This is a genomic window from Microbacterium sp. STRO-2N (assembly GCF_057747775.1).
On the sequence record NZ_CM173223.1, the window covers coordinates 1,720,249 to 1,741,716 of the forward strand.

The following is a 21,468-nucleotide window of genomic DNA, read 5'->3' on the forward strand; positions in this document are numbered from 1 at the left end:
GCCGTCGCGGTCATCACGCGAGCAGCAGCGTGATCAGGATGAGCACGGGCACGCAGCCGATCGTCGTGAGAAACACCGTGTCGCGCGAGATCGTCTCGCCGACGTCGTACCGCTGCGAGTAGTTGAAGACGTTCTGCGCGGTCGGCAGCGCGGCCAGCACCGTGACGATGAGCACGTCCTGCGGGGGGAGTCCGAACGCGAACTCGGCGATCGCCCACGCGATCAGCGGCATCGCGACGAGCTTGAGCGTCGTGGCCAGCAGAATGTCGCGGCGCCGGCCCGACGGGGCGAGCACTCGCTGACCGTGCAGCGAGATGCCGTACGCGATGAGGAGGATCGGGACGCACGCATCGGCCAGGAGCTGCGCGGGCTCCATCACGACGGGCGGCAGCTCTATCCCGAGCACCGAGACGAGAGTGCCGAGCACGGAGCCGAGGACGATCGGATTCGTCGCCACGCGCGCCACGGAGCGCCAGAGCGACGTGCGTGCCGTGGTCACGGCATCCAGGATCGCCATCGTGATGGGCGTGAAGACCAGCAGCTGCATCAGGATCACGGGGGCCGGGAACGCGGCACTGCCGAGCAGGTACAGCGACAGCGGGATGCCGATGTTGTTGGCGTTCACCTGCCCGGCGCTCAGGGCGCCGATCACGGTCTCGCCGATGGAACGCCGCCATGCGACCCGGGCGACGAGCGCGTGGGAGAGGATCACGGTCAGCGCCGCGATGGCCGACACCGGGAGGAGCGCCGAGAAGAGCATCCGCACGTCGGCCTGCGCCAGCACCACGAACAGGAGGAACGGCGAGAGCACGAAGAATGTCAGGCGTGCCAGCACGGGCCGCGCGTGCTCGCCCAGCAGATCGATGCGGCCGAGGATCCAGCCGACCGCGATCGCCACGCCCACCACGACGAACCCGGTGAGCGACTCCAGCACGCTCCGAGCCTAGAGAAATCGTTCTCCGGTTCCGAATCGCGCGTCACGCTCTGCCAGACTGGCACGCGCCGCACGAAGGGAACGACGGATGCCTGAACCCCGCGACCGAGCCACGCGCAAGGCCGACCTGCTCACCGCCCTCACCGCGCCCGCCGCGGACGTCTGGGTCGCGACCGCGTCCGCGGATGCGACGCCGTACCTGGTGCCGCTGTCGCTCGCGTGGATCGACGATCGCGCGGTGATCGCGCTGGACGGCGCTTCGCCGACCGCGCGGAACCTCGAGGCGTCCCGCATCGCGCGTATGGCGGTCGGTCCGACGCGGGATGTCGCGCTCATCGATGCCGTGCTCGAGCGGTCCGCCGCCGTCGACGACGAAGCGGCACTCGGCGAAGCGTACGCCGCACAGGCGGACTGGGACCCGCGGGGCCTCGCGGGGTATGTGTTCCTGGTGCTGCGTCCGACCAGGATCCAGGCTTGGCGCGAGTCGAACGAACTCTCCGGGCGCCTGCTGATGCGCAACGGCGAGTGGCTCGTCTGAGCACTGAAGCTCGACCGTTCCCTCAGACGGGACTGAGCACGCGTCAGGTGCGTGTCGCCGCTCTGGCGTCGGCTGCGGCGAGCGACTCGCGCATGGCACGCCGCTCGGATTCGCCCCACGGTCCGGATGCCGCGAGCGGGATCTCCGTCATGAAACGCCGTTCGGACTCGGGGATGAGGGCCACGAGGTGGTCGGGATCGGTCGTCGCCGTCCCGTAGAGGCTCGGGCCGTCTGCGTAGAACGGATCGATGGCGATGAGCCGCCCATCCGCCGATCGCATGACGTTCTGCGGATTCAGGTCGAGCGGGCCGCACCAGGGAAGGTCTCGCGCGGCCTGCCGGTGGATGCGGTGGATCACCGCGAGCAGACCTGCGACGTCATCGGCCCCCGAGACGAGCCGTTCCTGGAACGCGGCCGCAACGTGTTCGGGCACCGGCCACAGTCGTTCGAGCACCTGGAGATCGCCGCCGCCCGCGAGGCGCCGGTGCTCACGCAATCTCGGCACTCGGCGGGTGTGCGCTGCGCTGCGGTACAACCCCGCGCTATACGGGCCGACAGGATCGAACGGACTGATTCGTGCGACCCAATCGCCGTCTGGAGCCATCAGTGCGATCGCCCAGTCGCCTGCGCCGATCCACGTCCAGCCAGCGTCGCGCAGGACGGCCTCGGCGACTCGGTGGTCGGCATCGGTTGCGATCGCGGCGAGCGCCGCCGTCGTTTCGTCGGTCTTCATCAGGACTGGGAAGTTCTTCGGCTCGATGGTGCGGTCGTCGGCGCCACCCATCTTCGCAGGCGCACCCGCCGGCGTGTGCGGCGCGGGCGGGGCCGCGAAGCACCTCGTGGGCGGCAATCGCGCTAGCGCTGATAATGCACATTATGTCAACTACGAATCGTATCACCTGTTTGCGACGGGTTTCCATCGCCTCCCCTGAGCGCGTGCGGTGACCGGATCTTCGGTGCAAACGGCGCGTCGCTCCTGGAGGCGGTGCGCCGGGCAGCCACCGCGTCGGGCCCTCGCGAGCAGAGCCGCGCAGTTCGTTGGGTATGGTGAGAGTCATGTCGAGCCCTGAGGCATCCACTTTGGGGGCTTTCGGTCACACCGTCAGCCCCCGGAACCGCTGAGTTCCGAACCCCAGACCTCCTGCTGTCGTACGCGGGAGCTTCGGCGGGCGCCGTCGGGCGCTGACCGTGGTGACGAGACGTTCTCCATTCGTTCTCTCTCGCCTCGGAGTCTTCGATGCCTTTTGCTCTCTATCTGCTCGCCCTGGCGGTTTTCGCCATGGGCACCTCTGAATTCATGCTCGCCGGGCTGGTGGAGGACATCGCCGCCAGCTGCGACATCTCGGTGGGAACCGCAGGCCTGCTGACGTCAGCTTTCGCCATCGGGATGGTCATCGGCGCGCCCACCATGGCGGCGTTCACCCGGCGGTTGCCGGCGCGGGCCACGCTACTCGGCTGTGTTGTGCTGTTCGCCGTGGCGCACGTGATCGGTGCGCTCACCATGGAGTTCACGGTGCTCTTCGGGACGCGGTTGGTCGCGGCCCTCGCCAACGCTGGCTTTTTGGCTGTCGCGCTCAGCACCGCGACCAAGCTTGTGGCCGCAAACCAGAAGGGTCGCGCCGTCGCGGTTCTGTTGTCCGGCACCACGGTAGCCACCGTTGCCGGCGTCCCGGCCGGTGCCCTCCTCGGCTCCGCGCTCGGTTGGCAGTCGACGTTCTGGGCCATCGCGCTCCTGTGCATCCCTGCAGCTGTGGGGATCGCCAGAGGCATTCCGGCCCGTCCTCCCGCAGGACGCGCTTCGATCGACGCCGTCGCCCGGTCGTCGTTGATAACCGAGCTCGCCGAGCTCGCCTCGCCCCGTCTCATTGTGGCGATGATCCTGGCGGCGCTGATCAACACCGGCACGTTCGCGACCCTCACCTTCCTCGCACCGATCGTGACGGACGTTGCTGGCCTGAGCGAATGGTGGGTCGCGCCTGCACTGGTGCTCTTCGGTTTCGGGTCTTTCATCGGTGTCACCGTTGCGGGACGGCTGTCCGACCACAGACCTGGGCTCGTCATCACCGTGGGCGGAATCATGCTCCTGCTGGGTTGGATTGCGATGGCTGCGTTCGCCACCCAGCCGGTCGTGCTGCTGAGCCTCGTCCTGGTGCAAGGCATTCTGGGCTTCGCGGTCGGGAGCACCTTGATATCGCGCGTGCTCTACGCCGCGACTGGCGCGCCGACCATGGGTGGCTCGTACGCCACGGCAGCCCTGAACATCGGAGCGGCGATAGGACCGGCCATCGCAGCGGCAACGCTGACCACAAGGCTCGGTGACCTCGGACCCGTCTGGGTCGCCGTCTCAGCCACCGCAGTCGCCCTGGCGCTGGCGCTGTTCCTGCTCCCTGTCGTGGCGCCCGCGAAGGCACACGCCCTCTCGTGACTCACGCGAGTGCTGCGCTGATCGCCACTCGAAGTGACTTCACGACGAATCCTCAACAAGCGAGAACGGTTCTGACTGCCCCGGGACGCGGTGGTCGAACCCGGCTGATCTGTTCATCCTGGACGTACACCAGCGCCCCGGACGCGACGACGCCTGTCACGTCATTCGCGCCCGGGACGCGCAGTTCCTGGAGTGGAACAGCTGGTGAGATCAGGCGGCGTCCCGCTGCTCGACCCAGGCCAGGATCGCCTGGGTCGTCTCCCCCGGCATCTCCTCCTGGATCCAGTGACCGCAGTCGAGACTGATGACTTCGGCGTTGGGCACGAACTCGGTCAGGTTCTCGGACTTCTGGATGGCATCGCGGTCGCCGTAGATCATGAGCGTGGGCTGCCGGATGATCGGGTCCACGCCCGCCAGCAGATGCCAGTTGCGGTCGAGGTTCCGGTACCAGTTGATGCTGCTCGTGAAGCCTGACGTCTCGAATGCTGAGACGAAGACCGCCAGCTCGTCGTCGCTCATCAGCGGCTCGCCCAGTGGAGTCTCCGCGAGGGCGAGGTCGATCATCGCCATTCCCGGCTCCGGCGCTCGAGGCGGCTCGTTCTTCCGGTACAGGTTGCGCAGAAACCGGTGCGTGTTCTCGTCCAGCACGGCGTCCGCGACACCCGGCTGCCGGTTGAAGTGGACGAAGTAGTAGTCGGCGCCGAGGATCGCTTCCAGAAGCTCGACCCAGGGCGTGTCACCGCGCTCCTGGTACGGCAGGCTCAGATTGATCACGTTCCTGACGCGGGCCGGATGCAGCAGAGTCAGTCCCCAGACGACCATCGCTCCCCAATCGTGACCGACGAATGTGGCGTCTTCGTAGCCGTAATGATCGAGGAGTGCGACGAGATCGCCCGACAGGTGCTCGATGTCATATTCCGTGACAGCGGCTGGACGGGAAGACCTGCCGTAGCCGCGCTGGTTGGGGACGATGACGTGGTACCCCGCGGCGGCCAGGGCGGGCATCTGATGGCGCCACGAGAACGCATGCTCCGGCCAGCCGTGACAGAGCACGATCGGATTCCCGGCGTTCTCTCTGCCTGCCTCGAAGACCTCGAGTTCGACGCCGTTGACGGCGATGATCGTGGGTTCGGGAAATTCGGTTGAACTGATCACTGCTTCTGCTCCTCACCATTCGGTGCTTGCCGACACTGGGGCGAATCCCCGATCGGGCGGTGTCACCGTAGGGCTCATTTCGGACAGGATCGGTCCTAAACAGATGCCATGCTGGGCGAATGCGAGAAGATCCCACGGGCAGAGCGCTGCAGCTGCTCTCGCTTCTCCAGACCCATCGGCTGTGGCGTGCCGGCGAACTCGCGGAACGGCTCGAGGTCACGGAGCGAACGGTGCGCCGCGATGTCGATCGGCTGCGGGAGCTCGGCTATCCGGTCGACGCCACGACGGGCAAGTACGGGGGTTATCGTCTTGCGGCGGGCGCGCACCTGCCTCCCCTGCTCCTGGATGACGAAGAGGCCGTCGCGGTGTCTGTCGGTCTCCGCTACGCCGCCGAAGCCGCCATCGAGGGCATGGACGAGACGTCACTGCGAGCCTTGACGAAGATCGAGCAGCTGCTCCCCCATCGACTGCGCCGACGGGTCTCGGCGCTGCATTCGAGCGTCAGTTCGCTGCGACGGGAAGTCGACGATGACGTCGTCGACGCCGAAGCGCTCAGCGTGCTGGCAGCGGCGTGTCGCGACGGGGAGCACGTGCGCTTCGACTATCGGCGGCGCGACGGCGAAGACAGCAGACGCCTCGCCCAGCCGCACCAGCTCGTCACGGTCGGCCGGCGCTGGTATCTCGTGGCCTGGGACGAGCATCGCCGCGACTGGCGGACGTTCCGAGTGGACCGGATCGCGCGGCCCCAGCCGGTGGGCGGTCAGTTCACGCCGCGCGAGATCCCCGGCGGCGACGCGGCAGCCTTCGTCGCCGACTCGATCGAGCCGACGCCCCGCAGCGAGGCGACACTCGCCATCCGCGCCACCTCGACCGAACTCGCAGGCGTGCTCCGCTGGATCGACCACACGCCGATCGAGGAGACCGAGGATTCCTGTCTCGTCCGGATCCGAAGTGAGGATCTCGGCCGCCTCGCCATGGCCGTCGCCCGCATCGCCCTCACCGCACCGGTGCACGTCATCGAGCCGGTCGAGCTCGCACACGCCATCGAGCAGCTCGCCAGCCACCTCGCCGACTCGCCACCGTGACGATCCCCCGCGGACCCGATTGAATCGGACCGGAGAGATCGGGTGCGCTCCTCTCCGGGCAGACAGGGTGGAACGCGAAGGGAGAACCGTGATCGCTGAGCTCAACCGCCTCGTCGAGTATGTCGAGGCGAACCTGGACGATGAGATCGACATCGACCGATTCGTCCGCGGGCTCGGCACCACCGAGTACCACCTGCGGCGGATGTTCTCGTCGCTGGCGGGCATGCCGCTGTCGGAGTATGTCCGGCGCCGGCGGATGACCGTGGCCGCCGCCGAGGTGATCGACGGCGACGACGATCTGCTCGGAATCGCGGTACGTCACGGATACGGCTCCACTGAGGCCTTCGGTCGGGCGTTCCGCGCCGTTCACGGGGTGAGTCCTGCCGACGTGCGCCGCGATGGCGGTCCCCTTCGCACACAACCGCAGCTCAGGTTCCGCCTGACCGTAGAAGGGAGCTCCCCCATGGATGCCCGAATCCTCGACCGACCCGCGTTCCGACTCATCGGGCACGCCGCCCGCGTGCCGCTGATCTTCGAAGGCGTCAACCCGCACATCCAGGCTCATATCGCCTCACTCGCACCCGAGGAGCACGGTCGCCTCAAGGCGCTCAGCTCGACGGAGCCCCGAGGCCTGCTTCAGGTGAGCGCCGATGTCGACCCCGACTACGCCGAAGGCAGCGAGCTGACGTACCTTCACGGGGTGGCGGTCGATGCGCACACGGACGTCCCCGACGACCTCGACGCCATCGACGTCGCGGCCGGTGCATGGGCCGTGTTCCGCACGTCCGGACCCCACCCCGCAGCGCTGCAGTCGACGTGGGCGGCGACCGCGACGGACTGGTTCCCGTCGAACCCGTGGCGCCTGCGCCCCGGCCCGTCGATCGTCGCGGTGCTCGAACGCGCCGACGACTTCAGCACCGCCACGTGCGAGCTGTGGCTGCCCGTGGAGCGCGACTGAACGGGCGCGTGCGCTCCCCCGCGGCCCGCGGAGGAGCGCACGCGTCTGGCAGACTTCCGGAATGCCTCACCCTGATGCCCTCCCCCGACTGTGGCCGGCGGCATCCGTCTGCGTGCGTGCCGGCGATCTCGAACTGCGATGGATCGACGACCGGCTGCTGGTCGAGCTCGCCGACCTCGCATCGCGTGGAGTCCACGCGCCCGACACGATGCCGTTCGAGCATCCGTGGACGCGCGGCACGCCGGAGGAGGTCGCTCGAAGCGTCCTCACGTATCAGTGGGCGCTGCGCGGGCGCCTATCTCCCTCGAAGTGGGCGCTCGAACTGGCCGTCGTCCACGAGGGCGCCGTCGTGGGCGTGCAGGGTCTCACGGCAGACGACTGGTCCGTGCTGCGGACAGTCAAGACGGGATCGTGGCTCGGCCTCGCGCATCAGGGCCGCGGCATCGGCACGCGCATGCGCGTTCTCGCGCTGCACCTCGCCTTCCAAGGCCTCGGGGCGTTCGAGGCCCACTCCGGCGCGTTCGTCGACAACGGCGCCTCGAATGCGGTGTCGCGGCGCGTCGGCTACGAACATGACGGCGCGTTCCGCGTCGCGCGCGAAGGCGCTGCGGTCTGGCACAACCGCTACGTGATGACGCGCGAGCGCTGGGACTCCCTGCGCGCTCTGCACCGAGACCTGCTCGGTGCACCCGTCGACCTCACCGGCGTCGAAGGTCTTCGACGCATGATCGAGGCGCCCGCGGAGTGATCCGCCCCTCCCCTACACGAGGAAGCAGAAGACGCCCGTCGCGACGCAGAGCAGCAGCATCCCGGTCGCGTTGAGGAAGAGATTGCGACCGAAATCCCTCGCCCGCACGTGCATCGAGATCGCGACGACGAAGTAGGCGATGAGGCACAGGGTGGTGAGCGCTGCGAGCCCCGGGATCCAGATCCCGGCGACCAGTCCCCCGGTGGCGGCGAACTTGATGGGCGGCATCATCCACCACAGGCGGCGAGGCCAGTGAACATCCTCGAAGCACTGCGCGATGAATCGCACCGGCCGCAGGCACAGCAGGCCGTCGACGAACGAGACGACAGCGAGCACGACCACCGGCCAGATCGGGTCGGGCAGGAGTGTCATGCTCCAGACCGTACCATACGGTCTGGTATGGTGACTCCATGTCGAAGCAGCGCTGGATCGACGAGGGCATGAAGGTTCTCGCGGAAGACGGCATCGCGGCGGTCCGCATCGACCGGATCGCAGCCGGCGTCGGGCTCAGCAAGGGTTCGTTCTTCCACCACTTCGCGAACGCGGCCGTCTTCCGCTCCGCGATCCTCGAGGAGTGGAAGACGCGCGCCACCGACCAGTTGCGAGACGTCCCCTCTGCGGAGGACCTCGTCGAGCTCGCCGGCCGCGTCGACGACCTGCTCGACGTCAGGCTCGACGCCGCGGTGAGGGCGTGGGCATCTCACGACTCACAAGCCGCCGCCGCTGTCCAAGACGTCGATGGTGTTCGGCTCCGCGCCCTCGAGGGCGCGTGGCGCGGCATCGTGGCCGATCCGGAGCGCGCACGGACCGCCGCCCTCCTTCCGCATCTGGTCGTCATCGGGGCGACCGTTGCGCGGCCGACCATCGACGAACACCGACTTCGCGAGGTGTTCCGCCTGCTCGCCGAGCTCATCCCGGCAGCCGCGGCCTCGATGTCGGATTGACCACAGAGATCGGGGGTGGGCGATCATCGCCCACCCCCGTTTCGTTGCAGGCTCAGAGGCCGGCGGCGTCGTCCGTCGTGCTGGTCGTGTGACGGGTCAAGCGCTCACCCGCGGCGGGGTCGACGGCCGAGCGGCTGACGGTCTCCGACCGGCGACGGCGCATCAGCAGCACGATCCCGACCAGGAAGATGACGATACCCGCGCCCATCAGGATGTAGCCGACCATGTCGAGGTTGATCCACCCCACCTCGACGTTCAGTGCGAACGTGAGAACGGCTCCGATGGCGAACAGCACGATTCCTGCGCCGATGCTCATGCGATGCTCCTTTCCGGGGCACGGCGATAAGCCCTCCCCTCTCGCGGGACGCGTTCGTCCCGCATTCACGTTCTCGTATCGGCCGCTGTCGCGTCAGGGGGTTGACAGACGACGTGTGCGTCGCCCTTAGGACATCCGCCGCTGACTACTGTGGAATGGTGCCGAGCCCGACCCGACTGCCCGCTGCGGGGCCGGGGCTGCGGGCGTGGCTCATCTGGACGGTGGCGGTCTCGGGGTACGTCCTCGCCGTCATGAACCGGTCGTCGCTGAGCGCGGTCGGCGTCGACGCCGCGGAGCGCTTCGGGGCCGATGCGGCGACCCTGTCGATGTTCGCGGTCGTCCAGCTCGCGGTGTACGGCGGCATGCAGATCCCCGTCGGCGTGCTGCTCGATCGCTACGGATCACGGCCCATCATGACGATCGGGATGCTGCTGATGGCGGTCGGCCAGCTCACCATGGCCCTCTCCCCCAGCGTCGGCGTCGCGATCCTCGCGCGCATGCTGCTGGGCGCGGGCGACGCGGCGATCTTCCCCGGCGTGCTGCGGCTCATCGCCACGTGGTTCCCGGCGCAGCGCGGCCCGCTCATGGTGCAGTTCACCGGGATCGTCGGGCAGACCGGCCAACTCCTCGCGCTCATGCCGCTCGCCGCTCTGCTCCACGCGACCACGTGGACCATCGCATTCGGCAGCATCGCCGGCCTCGGCGTGCTGTTCGCGATCCTGGTGTTCCTGATCGTCCGCAACCACCCGCCGGACCGCGATGAAGACGTGTCGGTCGACACCGACACCGGTGCCATCCGGGTCGTCACCTCATCCGTCGACACGGGTGTCGGGATCCGTGCGGCATGGGCCCACCCCGGCACGCGACTGGCGTTCTGGTCGCACTTCACGACGCCGTTCGCGGGCACCGCGTTCGTGCTGCTGTGGGGCATGCCGTTCCTCACGGCCGGCGAGGGGCGTACGGTCGCCGAGGCGGCGTCGATCATGTCGGTGTACGTCGTGGTCGGCATGGCGCTCGGCCCGGTCGTGGGTGAGCTGTCACGCCGCATCCCCCACCGACGCTCCCGTGCGCTCGTGCTGCCGACGGTCGCAATCCAGGCCATCGCGTGGCTCGCGGTGATCGTGTATCCCGGCGCCGCGCCGCTGTGGCTGCTGTTCGTGCTGGCGATCGCTCTCGCCACCGGAGGTCCCGCGTCCATGGTCGCGTTCGACCACGCGCGAACGCACAATCCCTCGCACCGGCTCAGCACCGCGACCGGCGTGACGAACGCGGGCGGATTCCTCGCCGCCCTCATCGCGATCCTCCTGATCGGCCTCGCGCTCGATGCGCAGGGCGCGGGTACGCCGGAGACGTACACCCTCGAGGCGTTCCGGATGGCCTTCCTCGTGCAGGTGCCGCTGTGGCTGCTGGGCGGTGCGTTCATCGTCATCGAGCGCAAGCGCACCCGCATCCGGCTGGGCATGGATCCGCCGCGCACGCCCCGGCGTCCGCGGCGATGACGCCGGGGCGTGTCGGACCGCTTCGGTACCGTGGCGGACATGTCTCGTGTGATCTTCTACACCGCCACCACTCTCAATGGCTTTCTCGCCGATGACCACGACTCCCTCGACTGGCTCTTCGCGGCGCCTGGCGGTGAGGGCGGCGACGACGACTTCCAGGCGTTCCTCGCCGGCATCGGCGTGCTCGTCCAGGGCTCGTCGACGTATCGCTGGGTCGTCGAGCACGAGGATCTCGTGGCCCATCCCGAGAAGTGGCCCGGGTACTACGGCGACCGGCCGACCTGGGTCTTCTCGACCCGTGAGCAGCCGCGCGTACCGGGGGTCGACATCCGGTTCGCCTCGGGCGACGTCCGCGACGCCTGGCCCGAGATCGAGCAGGCCGCGGGCGACCGCGACGTGTGGGTCGTCGGCGGCGGGGATCTCGCGGGACAGTTCGCCGATGCCGGGCTCCTCGACGAGATCCGCGTCTCGATCGCTCCGGCGACCCTGCCGTCGGGCAAGCCGCTCCTCCCCCGTAGGCTGGGTGCCGATCGGCTCGAACTGGTCGGTGCGCGTCAGGCGGGAGCGTTCGCCGAACTGACGTACGCGGTCAAGGCCGGGCGGCAGTAGCGGCAGGAATGCGGGGACTCACTCGGCCGACGGGGGGAACTCGGTCCACGTCGCGAACTTCGGCTCGCGGCCGTCTCCCGATGACGTCCCGGTGAGGCGGCGGCGCACCCACGGCCCGACGTGCTCGCGGTAGTACGCCGCACCCCGCGTGGTGCCGCGCTCCGGCAGCGGCGGGAGCGACCACCATTCCGTGGGCGGCTCCATCCCGAGTGCGGTGAGCACCCGCGCGGCGACGCGGTGGTGGCCGCGCGCGTTCATATGAAGCCGGTCCTCCGACCAGTACGGCGGCGTCGCGAGCTCGCGATCGAACCAGTTGAGCGCACGCACGACGTCCGGGCGGTCCGCGAAGTGGGCCTCGACGGCACGCGACAGCAGGTCGCCGCGGCGCTGGATGAGCCGGCTGAGAGGCAACTGCGCCGACGGATTCGCGCCAGACAGCAGGATCAGCTGCACGCCCTCCTCATCGCAGCGCCGCAGCACCGTCTGGAACGCCTCGACCACGCGTGACACGCTCGTGCGCGGTCGCAGCATGTCGTTGCCCCCGCCGTTGAACGACAGGTGGGTCGGGTTCAGCGCGAGCGCCGGCTCGAGCTGCTGCTCGACGATCGGCCACACCAGCTTTCCGCGGATCGCGAGGTTCGCATACTCGATCGGCTCGCCGGACGCATCGGCCCATCCTTGCGCCACCAGATCGGCCCAGCCGCGCACGTGCCCGTCGGGAAGCTCGTCGCCGACGCCCTCTGTGAACGAGTCGCCGATGGCGACGTAACGAACGGATGCCACGACTCGAGCCTATTGCGATGGTGCTGCCGCGCGCGCCGCGGCCACGACCGGTCCGTCAGCGGTCGTCGAGCGCGCGACCGCGGCGGTCGGCGAGTCCCCACGCGGCGGCCGCCGCGACCGCGAAGAACACCGCGAACACGATGAAGAGCACGGGCGCGCCACCCGCCACGAGCAGCGGCGGCACGGCGAGCGGCGCGACGATCGATGCGATTCGGCCGACGCCGGCCGCCCACCCCGAGCCGGTCGCGCGCAGCGAGGTCGGGTACATCTCGGGTGTCACCGCGTAGAGCGCGCCCCACGCCCCGAGGTTGAAGAACGACAGCGCCATCCCCGCCCCGATGATCATGCCGACGCTGCCCGCCGTGCCGAACACGATCGCGGACGCCGCTGAGCCGATCAGGAACACCGACAGCGTCAGGCGCCGGCCCCATACCTCGATCAGCCACGCCGCGACCGCATAGCCGGGGAGCTGAGCGAGCGTGATGATGAGCGTGAACCCGAACGAGCGGACGAGGTCGTAGCCCTGCTCGACGAGGATCGACGGGATCCAGATGAACGCTCCGTAGTACGAGAAGTTCACGCAGAACCACACCAGCCACAGGCTCGCCGTCCGCACGCGGAACTCGGCAGCCCACAGCGCCGCGACGCGCGCCCGGAGCGTCGGCGCGATTTCGGGCGGAGTCTCGGGCCGCACAGGGGCTGCGGTGGCGGGCCTGCCTGCCGCGCTCTCGAACTCGCGCACCACGGCCTCGGCGTCGGCGAATCGACCGCGACGCTCGAGCCAGCGCGCGGACTCGGGCAGACCCCAGCGCACGATCAGCGCATAGACGGCGGGGATCGCACCGAGGAGGAACGCCCAGCGCCACCCGTCCGCAGACGTCGGGATCACGAGGTAGCCGATGAGGGCCGCCGCGGTCCAGCCGACGGCCCAGAAGGCCTCGAGGATCACGATGAGGCGTCCGCGCATGCGAGCGGGCGCGAATTCGCTGACATACGTGCTGGCGACCGGGAGCTCGGCGCCGAGCCCCAGACCGACGAAGAACCGGAGGATCAGCAGTGCGACCAGCCCGCCGACGAGAGCGCTCGCGCCTGTGGCGACGCCGTACACCAGGAGCGTCAGCGCGAAGACCTGGCGTCGCCCGAACCGATCCGCCAGCAGTCCGCCGACGCTCGCGCCGATCGCCATCCCGACGAAGCCGATCGACGCGATCCACGCGGTCTCGTGGCGCTGCAGGTCCCACTGCGCAGCGAGGGCGGCGATGATGAACGAGATGAGGCCCACATCCATCGCGTCCAGGGCCCAGCCGATGCCCGAGCCGGTGAGCACGCGCAGGTGCCGACGGGTGAAGGGCAGATCGTCCAGGCGTGCCGAGAGTGTTCCTGTCGCGGTGGTGTCGGCATCCGTCATAGCGTCATCGTACGGATGCGGTGACATCGGAGGGCGCTACGCGAGCATGTCGCGCACGAGCGGGGCGACGCGGGTGCCGTAGAGCTCGATGGAGCGCATCATCTTCTCGTGCGAGAGCGTCCCGGTCGAGAACTTCATGTCGAACCGCGCGGCCCCGAGGGTGCGCACCGTGTCGGCGATCTTGCGTGCCACCGTTTCGGGCGAGCCGATGTACAGAGCGCCCTCCGGGCCGACGTCGTGCTGGAAGCGCAGGCGGTTGTAGGGCGGCCAGCCGCGCTCCTTGCCGATCGTGTTGTTCATGGACTCGAAGCCCTCGTACGCCTCATCCCATGCTTGCTGATCGGTGTCGGCGATGTGCCCCGGTGAGTGGACACCGATCGGCAGCTGCGCATGCTCGAACGTGTCGAGCGAGCGGCGATAGAGGTCGGCGAACGGGCGGAATCGCGCCGCCGGACCGCCGATGATCGCGAGCATGAGACCGTAGCCGTAGCGTGCGGCGCGGACGACGGACTCGGGCGTGCCGCCGACGCCCACCCACGCGCGCAGACCGTGCTCGGTCTTGGGGTACACATCCGCGCCGGTCAGCGCAGGGCGCATCGTGCCCTGCCAGGTGACCGGCTTCTCGGTGAGCAGGTGTGAGAACAGGTCGAGCTTCTCGTCGAAGAGTGCCTCATAGTCGCTCAGGTCGTAGCCGAAGAGCGGGAAGGACTCGATGAACGAGCCGCGGCCGAGGATCACCTCGGCCCGCCCGTTCGAGACGGCGTCGAGCGTCGCGAACCGCTCGTACACGCGCACCGGATCGTCGCTCGAGAGGACTGTGACGGCGGTGCCCAGGTGGATGCGCTCGGTGCGGGCCGCCGCGGCTGCCAGGACGATCTCGGGGCTCGACACTGCGAACTCCGGTCGATGGTGCTCCCCCACGCCGAAGAACGACAGCCCCACCGAATCGGCGAGCACCGCCTGCTCCACCGTGTTGCGGATGGTCTGCGCATGACTGAGCAGCGCGCCGGCGGCGTCGCGCGTGACGTCTCCGAACGTGTCCAGCCCTAGTTCGATGCCCTGCGGATCGGTGGCGAGATCGGTCATGTGGGGATCCTTTCCATGCGCATGCATAAACTCGAGCAAGGCGGCGGGCATTCCCGAGACAACCGGGTGACGCGAGCGTAGCGTGGGGCCATGGCACTCTTCAGCGATCGTGCCGCCGCCGGCAGGGAGCTCGCGGAGTCGCTGACCGGCTGGCGGGGAACGGATGCCGTGATCCTCGGCATCCCCCGAGGAGGCGTCGTGACGGCCGCGACCGTCGCCGACGTCCTCGAGCTGCCGCTGGACGTCGTCATCGTGCGCAAGCTCGGCGCCGCCGGCCACGAGGAGTTCGCGGTGGGCGCCATCGCCGAGGGCGTGAGAGTCGTCGAGCCGAGCGCCGTCCGATGGGCAGGGATGTCGTCGCGCGACGTCGAAGAGGTGGAGGCGGCCGAAAGGGATGAGCTCGCACGCCGCTCGGAGGCCTTCGGCTCGGGGACAATCGACGTGGCAGGACGCCCGGTGATCGTCGTGGACGACGGGATCGCGACGGGATCCAGCGCCGTCGCCGCATGCCGCGCGCTGCGCGCGCGTGGCCCGGCGCGCATCGTGCTGGCCGTGCCGGTGGCGCCCGCGCGGTGGAGCCCACCCGGCGACGCGATCGACGAGCTCGTCTGCCCGCACCGCGAGCGCGACTTCTGGGCCGTCGGGCAGTACTACGACCACTTCGCGCAGACCACCGACGAAGAGGTGGTGCGGTTGCTGCGCGCTTCGACAGGCTCAGCGACCGAATCCGGTCCCTGAGCCTGTCGAAGCGTGTTCTGGATCGCCGGCGGCGATCAGCGCGACAGCGCGGCGCGCAGCGTGTCGAGGCCGACTCCGCCGATGTCGAGCGCGCGCTTGTGGAAGCGCTTGATGTCGAACGCATCGCCCTCGCGCTCGGCCATCTCGTCGCGCAGCTGCTCCCAGATGCGCTGACCGACCTTGTACGACGGCGCCTGTCCCGGCCACCCGAGGTAGCGGTTGACCTCGAACTTCACGAACTCGTCCGACATGTTGACGTTGTGGCGCATGAACTCGAGTGCGAAGTCGGCGTCCCACGTGCCGTGGCCGTCAGGGCGCGGCTTCTCGAGGTGCACGCCGATGTCGAGCACGACGCGCGCGGCGCGCATGCGCTGGCCGTCGAGCATGCCGAGGCGGTCGGCGGGATCGGCCAGGTAGCCCAGCTGCTCCATGAGCCGTTCGGCGTACAGGGCCCAGCCCTCGGCGTGGCCGGACGTGCCGCCGAGCAGCCGGCGGTACGAGTTCAGCTGCGCTCGGTTGTACACGGCCTGCGCGATCTGCAGGTGATGGCCCGGAACGCCCTCGTGGTACACCGTGGTGAGCTCGCGCCACGTGTCGAACTCATCGACGCCCTCGGGAACCGACCACCACATGCGGCCCGGACGCGAGAAGTCGTCGGTGGGACCGGTGTAGTAGATCCCGCCTTCCCGGGTCGGCGCGATCATGCATTCGAGGCGGCGGATCGGCTCCGGGATGTCGAAGTGCGAACGGCCCAGCTCCTCGACCGCTCGATCGCTGGTCTCCTGCATCCACTTCTGCAGCGCGTCGGTGCCGTGGAGCTTGCGCGCGGGATCCTGCTCGAGGAACGCGACGGCCTCCTCGACCGAGGCGCCCGCCTTGATCTCGTGCGCGATCGACTCCTGCTCGGCGACCATGCGCGCGAGCTCCTCGAGCCCCCACTCATAGGTCTCGTCGAGGTCGATCGTCGCGCCCAGGAACCGGCGAGAATGCAGCGCGTACAGCTCGCGACCGACGGCGTCCTTCTCTGTGGCTGCGGGAGCGAGCTCGTTGGAGAGGAACAGAGCGAGCTGGTCATAGGCGACACGGGCGGCGTTCGCGTTGTCGGCGAGCTCGCGCGCGAGGGATGCCGGCAGCTGACCCTCGCCGGGCGCGGCCTCGGCCGCGAACGTGGCGAAGAACCCGCTGTCCTCGGTGTACCGGGCGATCTGGGTGACGACCTCGACGACCTGCCGGCGGGCGGGGACGACTCCCTGGGCGATGCCCTCGCGGAGCGTCTCGACGTACCCGTCGATCGCTCCCGGCACGGCCTTCAGGCGCGTCGCGATCACGGACCAGTCATCGGGCGTGTCGGTCGGCATGAGGTCGAACGCGGAACGGATGTCCTGTGCGTGGGACGCGATGACGTTCAGGTCGCGCAGATGCCACTTCGCATCGTGCAGCTCGATGCCGAGCTCGATCTCGCGCGCGAGATCGTCCTGGGTCACGGTATCGATGTCATCGACCGGCGTGGCGGCTGCGAGCGCCGCGAGCGCCTTGCGCCCTTCGGTGATCAGCTGCTCCTGCCCGGCGGGGCTGTAGTCGCCGAACCGGTCGTTGTACTCGGTGCGGCCGATGTAGGTCGCGAGCGTCGGCTCGAGCTCGGCCAGCGTGTCCACCCATGCATCTGCGATCTTGTCGATCTGCGTGGGCGTGCGGGTTTCGTCAGTCATGGGTTCGAGCCTAGGGATGACACGCGGTGTCGACAAACGGGCTCCCGGGTGCCGCCGGGATCAGTGCCCGGCCGCGTTCCAGTCGGCTCCTCGGCCGATCTGCACGTCGAGCGGCACCGAGAGCTTCGCCGCGTCCCCCATTCGGGAATGCACGATGCGCTCCGCAGTGTCCCACTCCCCCGGAGCGACCTCGATCACGAGCTCGTCGTGGATCTGGAGCAGCACGCGCGATCGCAGCCCCTGCGCGGCGAACTCGTCGTGGATGTGGAACAGCGCGATCTTCATGATGTCGGCCGCGCTGCCCTGGATCGGTGCATTGAGGGCCGCGCGCTCGGCGTTCTCCCGCAGCACGCGGTTGGGGCTCGCGAGGTCGGGGAACGGTCGGCGCCGGCCGAAGATCGTCTCGGTGTATCCGTCGATCCTGGCCTGCTCGACCGACGAGCGCAGATAGTCGCGCACCGCGCCGAATCGGGCGAAGTACTCCATCATGAGCTGCTTCGCCTCGGCCTGCTCGATGCGCAGCTGCTTCGAGAGGCCGAAGGCCGACAGCCCGTACACCAGCCCGTACGACATGGCCTTCACCTTGGTGCGCATGGCCGGCGTCACATCGGCCGGGTCGACCGCGAACACTCGGGCGCCGACGAAGCGGTGCAGGTCTTCCCCCGAATTGAACGCCTCGATGAGGCCCGGGTCCTCCGACAGATGCGCCATGATGCGCATCTCGATCTGCGAGTAGTCGGCCGTCAGCAGGGTCTCGTAGCCTTCGCCGACGACGAACGCCGAGCGGATGCGGCGGCTCTCCTCCGTGCGGATGGGGATGTTCTGCAGGTTCGGGTCGGTGCTCGACAGGCGCCCGGTCTGACTGCCGGTCTGCACATAGGTCGTGTGGATCCGACCGTCCGCGCCGATCGCCTTGTCTCCCCCGATGGCGCTGTCCAGCGACTCGATGATCTGCCGCAGCTTCGTCGCCTCGCGGTGCTGCAGCAGGAGGTCGAGGAACGGGTGCGGGTTGGTCTCCTGGAGGTCCGCGAGGACCGCGGCATCCGTGGAGTAGCCGGTCTTCGTCTTGCGGGTCTTGGGCAGCTGCAGCTCGTCGAAGAGCACCTCCTGCAGCTGCTTGGGCGAGCCGAGGTTCACCTCGCGTCCGATGGCGGCGTACGCCGCCTCGGCCAGCGCGTCGGCGCGTGCGCCGAGCTCTGCCGAGAACTCGGCCAGGGTGTCGTGCGACACCGCGACGCCGGCGAGTTCCATGTCGGCGAGGGCCACGAGCGTCGGCAGCTCGATGTCGGTGAGGACCGACGCGACGCTTGCCGGGAGCTCGGCACGGACCGCCTCGGCGACGCGCATCGTGAACCACGACAGCTGTCCGGGCGTCGCCCCCTCGGTCTCGGGGACGAGTTGTGTGGGATCCGCCTCCGGCAGCTTCTCGTCGAGGTAGCGGTCGACGAGATGCGCGAGGGTCTTGTCGGGGAAGCTCGGGCGAAGGAGCCACCCTGCGACGATGACGTCGAACGCGAGCCCGCCCACGGCGAGCCCGGCGCGCCGGAGCGCCTTGACCTGGGGCTTGGCGTCACTGAAGACCTTGGGGGCGTCCGACGCCAGCCACGGCGTCAGCGCCTCCGCCACCTCGGGCGTCCAGGTGGCCTCGGCTGCGGCGTCCGTCGTCGCGAAGCCGATGCGCTGCGGCAGCCCGCCGGTCACCTCGACGGTCACGCCGATGTCGCCCTGCTTCGCGTCGAGCCATTCGCGCAGACCGCCCGCCTCGAGCTCGGCCGATGCCGGCATCGGGACCGCAGCCGCGGACGTGACCGCCGCCATCTGCTGTTCGATTCCGGCGAGCTCCGCGACGCGCGGGATGAGCGTCTTGAACTCGAGGCGTGAGAAGATGTCGCGCACCGCCTGCGCGTCCATCGGCTGCACTTCGAGATCGTGCGGCGTCAGCGGAAGCTCGACGTCGGTCAGCAGACGGTTGAGCAGCCGATTGCGGCGCACATCGTCGAGATGCTGGCGCAGATTGTCGCCCACGACGCCCTTGATCGTGTCGGCGCCCTCGAGGAGCGCGTCGAGGGACCCGAACTGGGTGAGCCACTTGACGGCGGTCTTCTCCCCCACCTTCGGCACACCCGGCAGGTTGTCGCTCGTCTCGCCCACGAGCGCGGCGATGTCGGGGTACTGCTCGGGCGGCACGCCGTACCGATCGATCACCGCCTGGCGGTCGTAGCGCTTGAGCTGCGACACGCCCTGCACGTTCGGGTAGAGCAGCGTGACGTCGTCGTTCACGAGCTGGATAGTGTCGCGGTCGCCCGAGCACACGAGCACGTTGAAGCCCTCGGCCACGCCCTGCGTCGCAAGGGTCGCGAGGATGTCGTCAGCCTCGATGTCCTCCTGCTGCAGCACCTGGATGCTCATGGCCGCGAGGCAGTCCTGCAGCAGCGGGATCTGGCCCTTGAACTCGGACGGCGTCTCGGAGCGGTTGGCCTTGTACTCGGCGTACTCACGCGTGCGGAAGGACTGGCGCGACGTGTCGAACGCGACCGCCATGTGGGTCGGGCGCTCCGCCTTGATGAGGTTGATCAGCATCGCAAGGAACCCGTAGATGCCGTTGGTGTGCTGACCGTCCTTGGTCGAGAAGTTGTCGACCGGGAGCGCGTAGAACGCCCGGTATGCCAGCGAATGGCCATCCACGACGAGAAGGGTAGGCTTTCGGGAGTCCGTCACCCTGCAAGCCTAGCCAGGGCGGACGACAGTGAATCCCGCCGCCTCCCCCGCCCTTGACGAAGGTGAGCCATGCCCGAACCATCCGTCGCATCGCAGGATGAGCTCGCCTGGGCTCGGGGTCGCGGCATCGGCGCACTGGCCGAGAAGATGGGCTTCGAGTGGCTCGAGTTCACGCCCGAGCGCGCGGTCGCGCGCATGCCCGTCGAGGGCAACACCCAGCCGGTCGGCCTCTTCCACGGCGGCGCGTACGTGGTGCTGGGTGAGTCGCTCGGATCGATGCACGCGAACTTCCACGCCGGCCCGGGCCGCCTGGCCGTCGGCGTGGACATCAACGCCACGCACACCCGCTCCGCCACGTCGGGCTACGTCACGGGCGTCTGCACTCCGCTGCACCTCGGCCGGACCCTCACGGTCCACGAGATCGTCGTGACCGACGACCAGGGCCGACGCTGCTCGACCGTGCGCATCACGAACCACATCCGCCGGATCGAGTAGCGCCGCCGGGCGAAGCCCACGTCGCGTATCGAGATCAAGGCCGTGGACTGAGCCAGGACCGCAGAAGCGGATGCCGCTACGCGCGGCATCCGCTTCTCTTCCCTCTCTGCGGGATCAGCCCTTCTTGGGCGCGAGCTGTTCGATGATCGCCTTCGCGACGTCCTGCATGGTGAGGCGGCGGTCCATCGAGGCCTTCTGGATCCAGCGGAACGCCTCGGGCTCGGAGAGCCCCATCTTCTCGTTGAGGAGGCCCTTGGCGCGGTCGACGAGCTTGCGCGTCTCGAAGCGCTCGACCATGTCGGCGACCTCGGCCTCGAGCGTGATGATCTGCTCGTAGCGGGCGAGGGCGATCTCGATGGCCGGCAGCAGGTCGTTCGGGGTGAACGGCTTCACGACGTACGCGAGGGCGCCGGCCTCGCTCGCGCGCTCCACGAGCTCCTTCTGGCTGAACGCGGTGAGGAGGACGACCGGAGCGATGTGGTTCTTGCTGAGCTTCTCAGCGGCCGAGATGCCGTCGAGCTGCGGCATCTTGACGTCCATGATGACGAGGTCGGGTCGCAGCTCGGTCGCCAGCTGGACGGCGGTCTCGCCGTCCCCGGCCTCCCCCACGACGTCGAATCCGTTGTCGCGCAGGATCTCGACGATGTCGAGCCGGATGAGCGACTCGTCTTCGGCGACCACGACGCGACGGGGGGTGGATGCCGTCGATGCGGCGTTCTGCTCCTGCTCAGTCACCATTGAATCCTACGGTATGGTCGTTCGCGGACGCGCGCGAGCGCAGGCCGGTGTGGCGGAATGGCAGACGCGACCGACTCAAACTCGGTTGCCCGCAAGGGCGTGTGGGTTCGACTCCCACCACCGGCACCTTCTCGGCTCGGGCACGTTGGCACTCCCCTACCGAGAGTGCCAACACGGACGTATACTGCTGCCACGACATTCCGGTGGGAGCGTCGGCTTCCACCGCGGACTGTGTGGAGGCGAAACGTGTCTACTGAAGAGACGGCCCGGTTCGAACTGCGCAAGGTCAGCTCGTCGGACTGGGTCATCCTCGACCTGTCGATGCCGGACGACCATCCCGACCGCACGGTGGCGTACGTGTACGAGATCGACGATCTGGAATGCGACGTCGTGTGGCTGCGCGACCTCAACCTCCCGGAGCACTACATGTCTCCGGTGGAGGTGCTCGACGACGTCATCCGTGTGAGCGTGCCGTCGTCGCCGTCACCGCGACGGCCGATCCCGATTCCGCACCTGCCGCCGATGCGGCGCGCCGAGGCCGTTCCGGCGTGAGAGCGAGGAGGACGGATGCCTCGACCCGAG

At 68.9% G+C, this 21,468-nt stretch carries 22 protein-coding genes and 1 tRNA gene; 12 read left to right on the top strand and 11 right to left on the bottom strand.

What is annotated here, in order from left to right:
* Positions 1–13: 13 nt before the first annotated feature.
* Positions 14–934, bottom strand: a complete 921-nt coding sequence (locus tag AC3ANN_RS08005; RefSeq protein ID WP_488340451.1) for an AEC family transporter — start codon at positions 932–934, stop codon at positions 14–16.
* A gap of 88 nt (positions 935–1,022) precedes the next feature.
* Here AC3ANN_RS08005 and AC3ANN_RS08010 point away from each other — a divergent pair, with 88 nt between their 5' ends.
* Entirely contained in the window at positions 1,023–1,472 is a 450-nt protein-coding gene (locus tag AC3ANN_RS08010) for a pyridoxamine 5'-phosphate oxidase family protein (protein ID WP_488340452.1), read from the top strand.
* 43 nt (positions 1,473–1,515) lie between these two features.
* Here AC3ANN_RS08010 and AC3ANN_RS08015 read toward each other — a convergent pair whose 3' ends face one another.
* Positions 1,516–2,256 carry a hypothetical protein gene (locus AC3ANN_RS08015; protein ID WP_488340453.1) on the bottom strand — a complete coding sequence of 247 codons (741 nt, stop codon included), beginning with the start codon at positions 2,254–2,256 and terminating at the stop codon, positions 1,516–1,518.
* A 453-nt stretch (positions 2,257–2,709) separates the two neighbouring features.
* On the opposite strand from AC3ANN_RS08015, the gene AC3ANN_RS08020 reads away from it, so the two are divergent.
* On the top strand, positions 2,710–3,897 hold the full coding sequence (locus AC3ANN_RS08020) for a Cmx/CmrA family chloramphenicol efflux MFS transporter (protein ID WP_488340454.1): 1,188 nt from the start codon (positions 2,710–2,712) through the stop codon (positions 3,895–3,897).
* Positions 3,898–4,107: 210 nt separating this feature from the next.
* On the opposite strand, the gene AC3ANN_RS08025 is transcribed toward AC3ANN_RS08020, so the two are convergent.
* Positions 4,108–5,052: an alpha/beta fold hydrolase gene (locus AC3ANN_RS08025; RefSeq protein WP_488340455.1), complete on the bottom strand. Its 945-nt coding sequence runs from the start codon at positions 5,050–5,052 to the stop codon at positions 4,108–4,110.
* 119 nt (positions 5,053–5,171) lie between these two features.
* On the opposite strand from AC3ANN_RS08025, the gene AC3ANN_RS08030 reads away from it, so the two are divergent.
* The 3 genes from AC3ANN_RS08030 (at position 5,172) to AC3ANN_RS08040 (ending at position 7,843) form a co-directional block, all read left to right on the top strand.
* Positions 5,172–6,137, top strand: a complete 966-nt coding sequence (locus tag AC3ANN_RS08030) for a helix-turn-helix transcriptional regulator (protein ID WP_488340456.1) — start codon at positions 5,172–5,174, stop codon at positions 6,135–6,137.
* 88 nt (positions 6,138–6,225) lie between these two features.
* The gene (locus AC3ANN_RS08035; RefSeq protein WP_488340457.1) at positions 6,226–7,095 is read left to right on the top strand and encodes an AraC family transcriptional regulator; all 870 of its coding nucleotides are present in this window, start codon (positions 6,226–6,228) and stop codon (positions 7,093–7,095) included.
* 61 nt (positions 7,096–7,156) lie between these two features.
* Positions 7,157–7,843 carry a GNAT family N-acetyltransferase gene (locus AC3ANN_RS08040; protein WP_488340458.1) on the top strand — a complete coding sequence of 229 codons (687 nt, stop codon included), beginning with the start codon at positions 7,157–7,159 and terminating at the stop codon, positions 7,841–7,843.
* A gap of 12 nt (positions 7,844–7,855) precedes the next feature.
* On the opposite strand, the gene AC3ANN_RS08045 is transcribed toward AC3ANN_RS08040, so the two are convergent.
* A complete protein-coding gene (locus AC3ANN_RS08045) occupies positions 7,856–8,215 on the bottom strand; it encodes a DoxX family protein (protein WP_488340459.1) in 360 nt (119 codons plus the stop codon).
* 38 nt (positions 8,216–8,253) lie between these two features.
* On the opposite strand from AC3ANN_RS08045, the gene AC3ANN_RS08050 reads away from it, so the two are divergent.
* The gene (locus AC3ANN_RS08050; protein ID WP_488340460.1) at positions 8,254–8,787 is read left to right on the top strand and encodes a TetR/AcrR family transcriptional regulator; all 534 of its coding nucleotides are present in this window, start codon (positions 8,254–8,256) and stop codon (positions 8,785–8,787) included.
* 52 nt (positions 8,788–8,839) lie between these two features.
* On the opposite strand, the gene AC3ANN_RS08055 is transcribed toward AC3ANN_RS08050, so the two are convergent.
* Positions 8,840–9,103, bottom strand: a complete 264-nt coding sequence (locus AC3ANN_RS08055) for a DUF6458 family protein (RefSeq protein ID WP_488340461.1) — start codon at positions 9,101–9,103, stop codon at positions 8,840–8,842.
* A gap of 158 nt (positions 9,104–9,261) precedes the next feature.
* Between AC3ANN_RS08055 and AC3ANN_RS08060 the strand changes: the two genes are divergently transcribed.
* Together AC3ANN_RS08060 and AC3ANN_RS08065 are read left to right on the top strand one after the other, a co-directional pair.
* On the top strand, positions 9,262–10,602 hold the full coding sequence (locus tag AC3ANN_RS08060; RefSeq protein WP_488340462.1) for an MFS transporter: 1,341 nt from the start codon (positions 9,262–9,264) through the stop codon (positions 10,600–10,602).
* 39 nt (positions 10,603–10,641) lie between these two features.
* Positions 10,642–11,211 carry a dihydrofolate reductase family protein gene (locus AC3ANN_RS08065; protein WP_488340463.1) on the top strand — a complete coding sequence of 190 codons (570 nt, stop codon included), beginning with the start codon at positions 10,642–10,644 and terminating at the stop codon, positions 11,209–11,211.
* Positions 11,212–11,229: 18 nt separating this feature from the next.
* Here the strand turns inward: AC3ANN_RS08065 and AC3ANN_RS08070 are convergent, their stop codons facing one another.
* From AC3ANN_RS08070 to AC3ANN_RS08080, 3 genes are read right to left on the bottom strand one after another with little or no spacing between them, the layout of a single operon-like run.
* Positions 11,230–11,994, bottom strand: a complete 765-nt coding sequence (locus AC3ANN_RS08070) for an SGNH/GDSL hydrolase family protein (protein ID WP_488340464.1) — start codon at positions 11,992–11,994, stop codon at positions 11,230–11,232.
* A 55-nt stretch (positions 11,995–12,049) separates the two neighbouring features.
* Entirely contained in the window at positions 12,050–13,402 is a 1,353-nt protein-coding gene (locus AC3ANN_RS08075; protein WP_488340465.1) for an MFS transporter, read from the bottom strand.
* 36 nt (positions 13,403–13,438) lie between these two features.
* Positions 13,439–14,488 carry an LLM class flavin-dependent oxidoreductase gene (locus AC3ANN_RS08080; RefSeq protein ID WP_488340466.1) on the bottom strand — a complete coding sequence of 350 codons (1,050 nt, stop codon included), beginning with the start codon at positions 14,486–14,488 and terminating at the stop codon, positions 13,439–13,441.
* 90 nt (positions 14,489–14,578) lie between these two features.
* On the opposite strand from AC3ANN_RS08080, the gene AC3ANN_RS08085 reads away from it, so the two are divergent.
* Positions 14,579–15,226, top strand: coding sequence for a phosphoribosyltransferase (locus tag AC3ANN_RS08085; protein ID WP_488340467.1), 648 nt, complete (start codon positions 14,579–14,581; stop codon positions 15,224–15,226).
* 35 nt (positions 15,227–15,261) lie between these two features.
* Here the strand turns inward: AC3ANN_RS08085 and AC3ANN_RS08090 are convergent, their stop codons facing one another.
* Positions 15,262–16,935: a DUF885 domain-containing protein gene (locus AC3ANN_RS08090; RefSeq protein ID WP_488340468.1), complete on the bottom strand. Its 1,674-nt coding sequence runs from the start codon at positions 16,933–16,935 to the stop codon at positions 15,262–15,264.
* A 60-nt stretch (positions 16,936–16,995) separates the two neighbouring features.
* Positions 16,996–19,653, bottom strand: a complete 2,658-nt coding sequence (gene polA / locus AC3ANN_RS08095) for a DNA polymerase I (protein WP_488340469.1) — start codon at positions 19,651–19,653, stop codon at positions 16,996–16,998.
* A gap of 69 nt (positions 19,654–19,722) precedes the next feature.
* On the opposite strand from polA, the gene AC3ANN_RS08100 reads away from it, so the two are divergent.
* Positions 19,723–20,148, top strand: coding sequence for a PaaI family thioesterase (locus AC3ANN_RS08100; RefSeq protein ID WP_488340470.1), 426 nt, complete (start codon positions 19,723–19,725; stop codon positions 20,146–20,148).
* Between the two features lie 114 nt (positions 20,149–20,262).
* Here AC3ANN_RS08100 and AC3ANN_RS08105 read toward each other — a convergent pair whose 3' ends face one another.
* Positions 20,263–20,886: an ANTAR domain-containing response regulator gene (locus AC3ANN_RS08105; RefSeq protein WP_488340471.1), complete on the bottom strand. Its 624-nt coding sequence runs from the start codon at positions 20,884–20,886 to the stop codon at positions 20,263–20,265.
* 43 nt (positions 20,887–20,929) lie between these two features.
* Here AC3ANN_RS08105 and AC3ANN_RS08110 point away from each other — a divergent pair.
* Both AC3ANN_RS08110 and AC3ANN_RS08115 read left to right on the top strand, forming a co-directional pair.
* A tRNA-Leu gene (locus tag AC3ANN_RS08110) sits at positions 20,930–21,012 on the top strand.
* 120 nt (positions 21,013–21,132) lie between these two features.
* Positions 21,133–21,438, top strand: a complete 306-nt coding sequence (locus AC3ANN_RS08115) for a hypothetical protein (protein WP_488340472.1) — start codon at positions 21,133–21,135, stop codon at positions 21,436–21,438.
* Positions 21,439–21,468 lie beyond the last annotated feature (30 nt).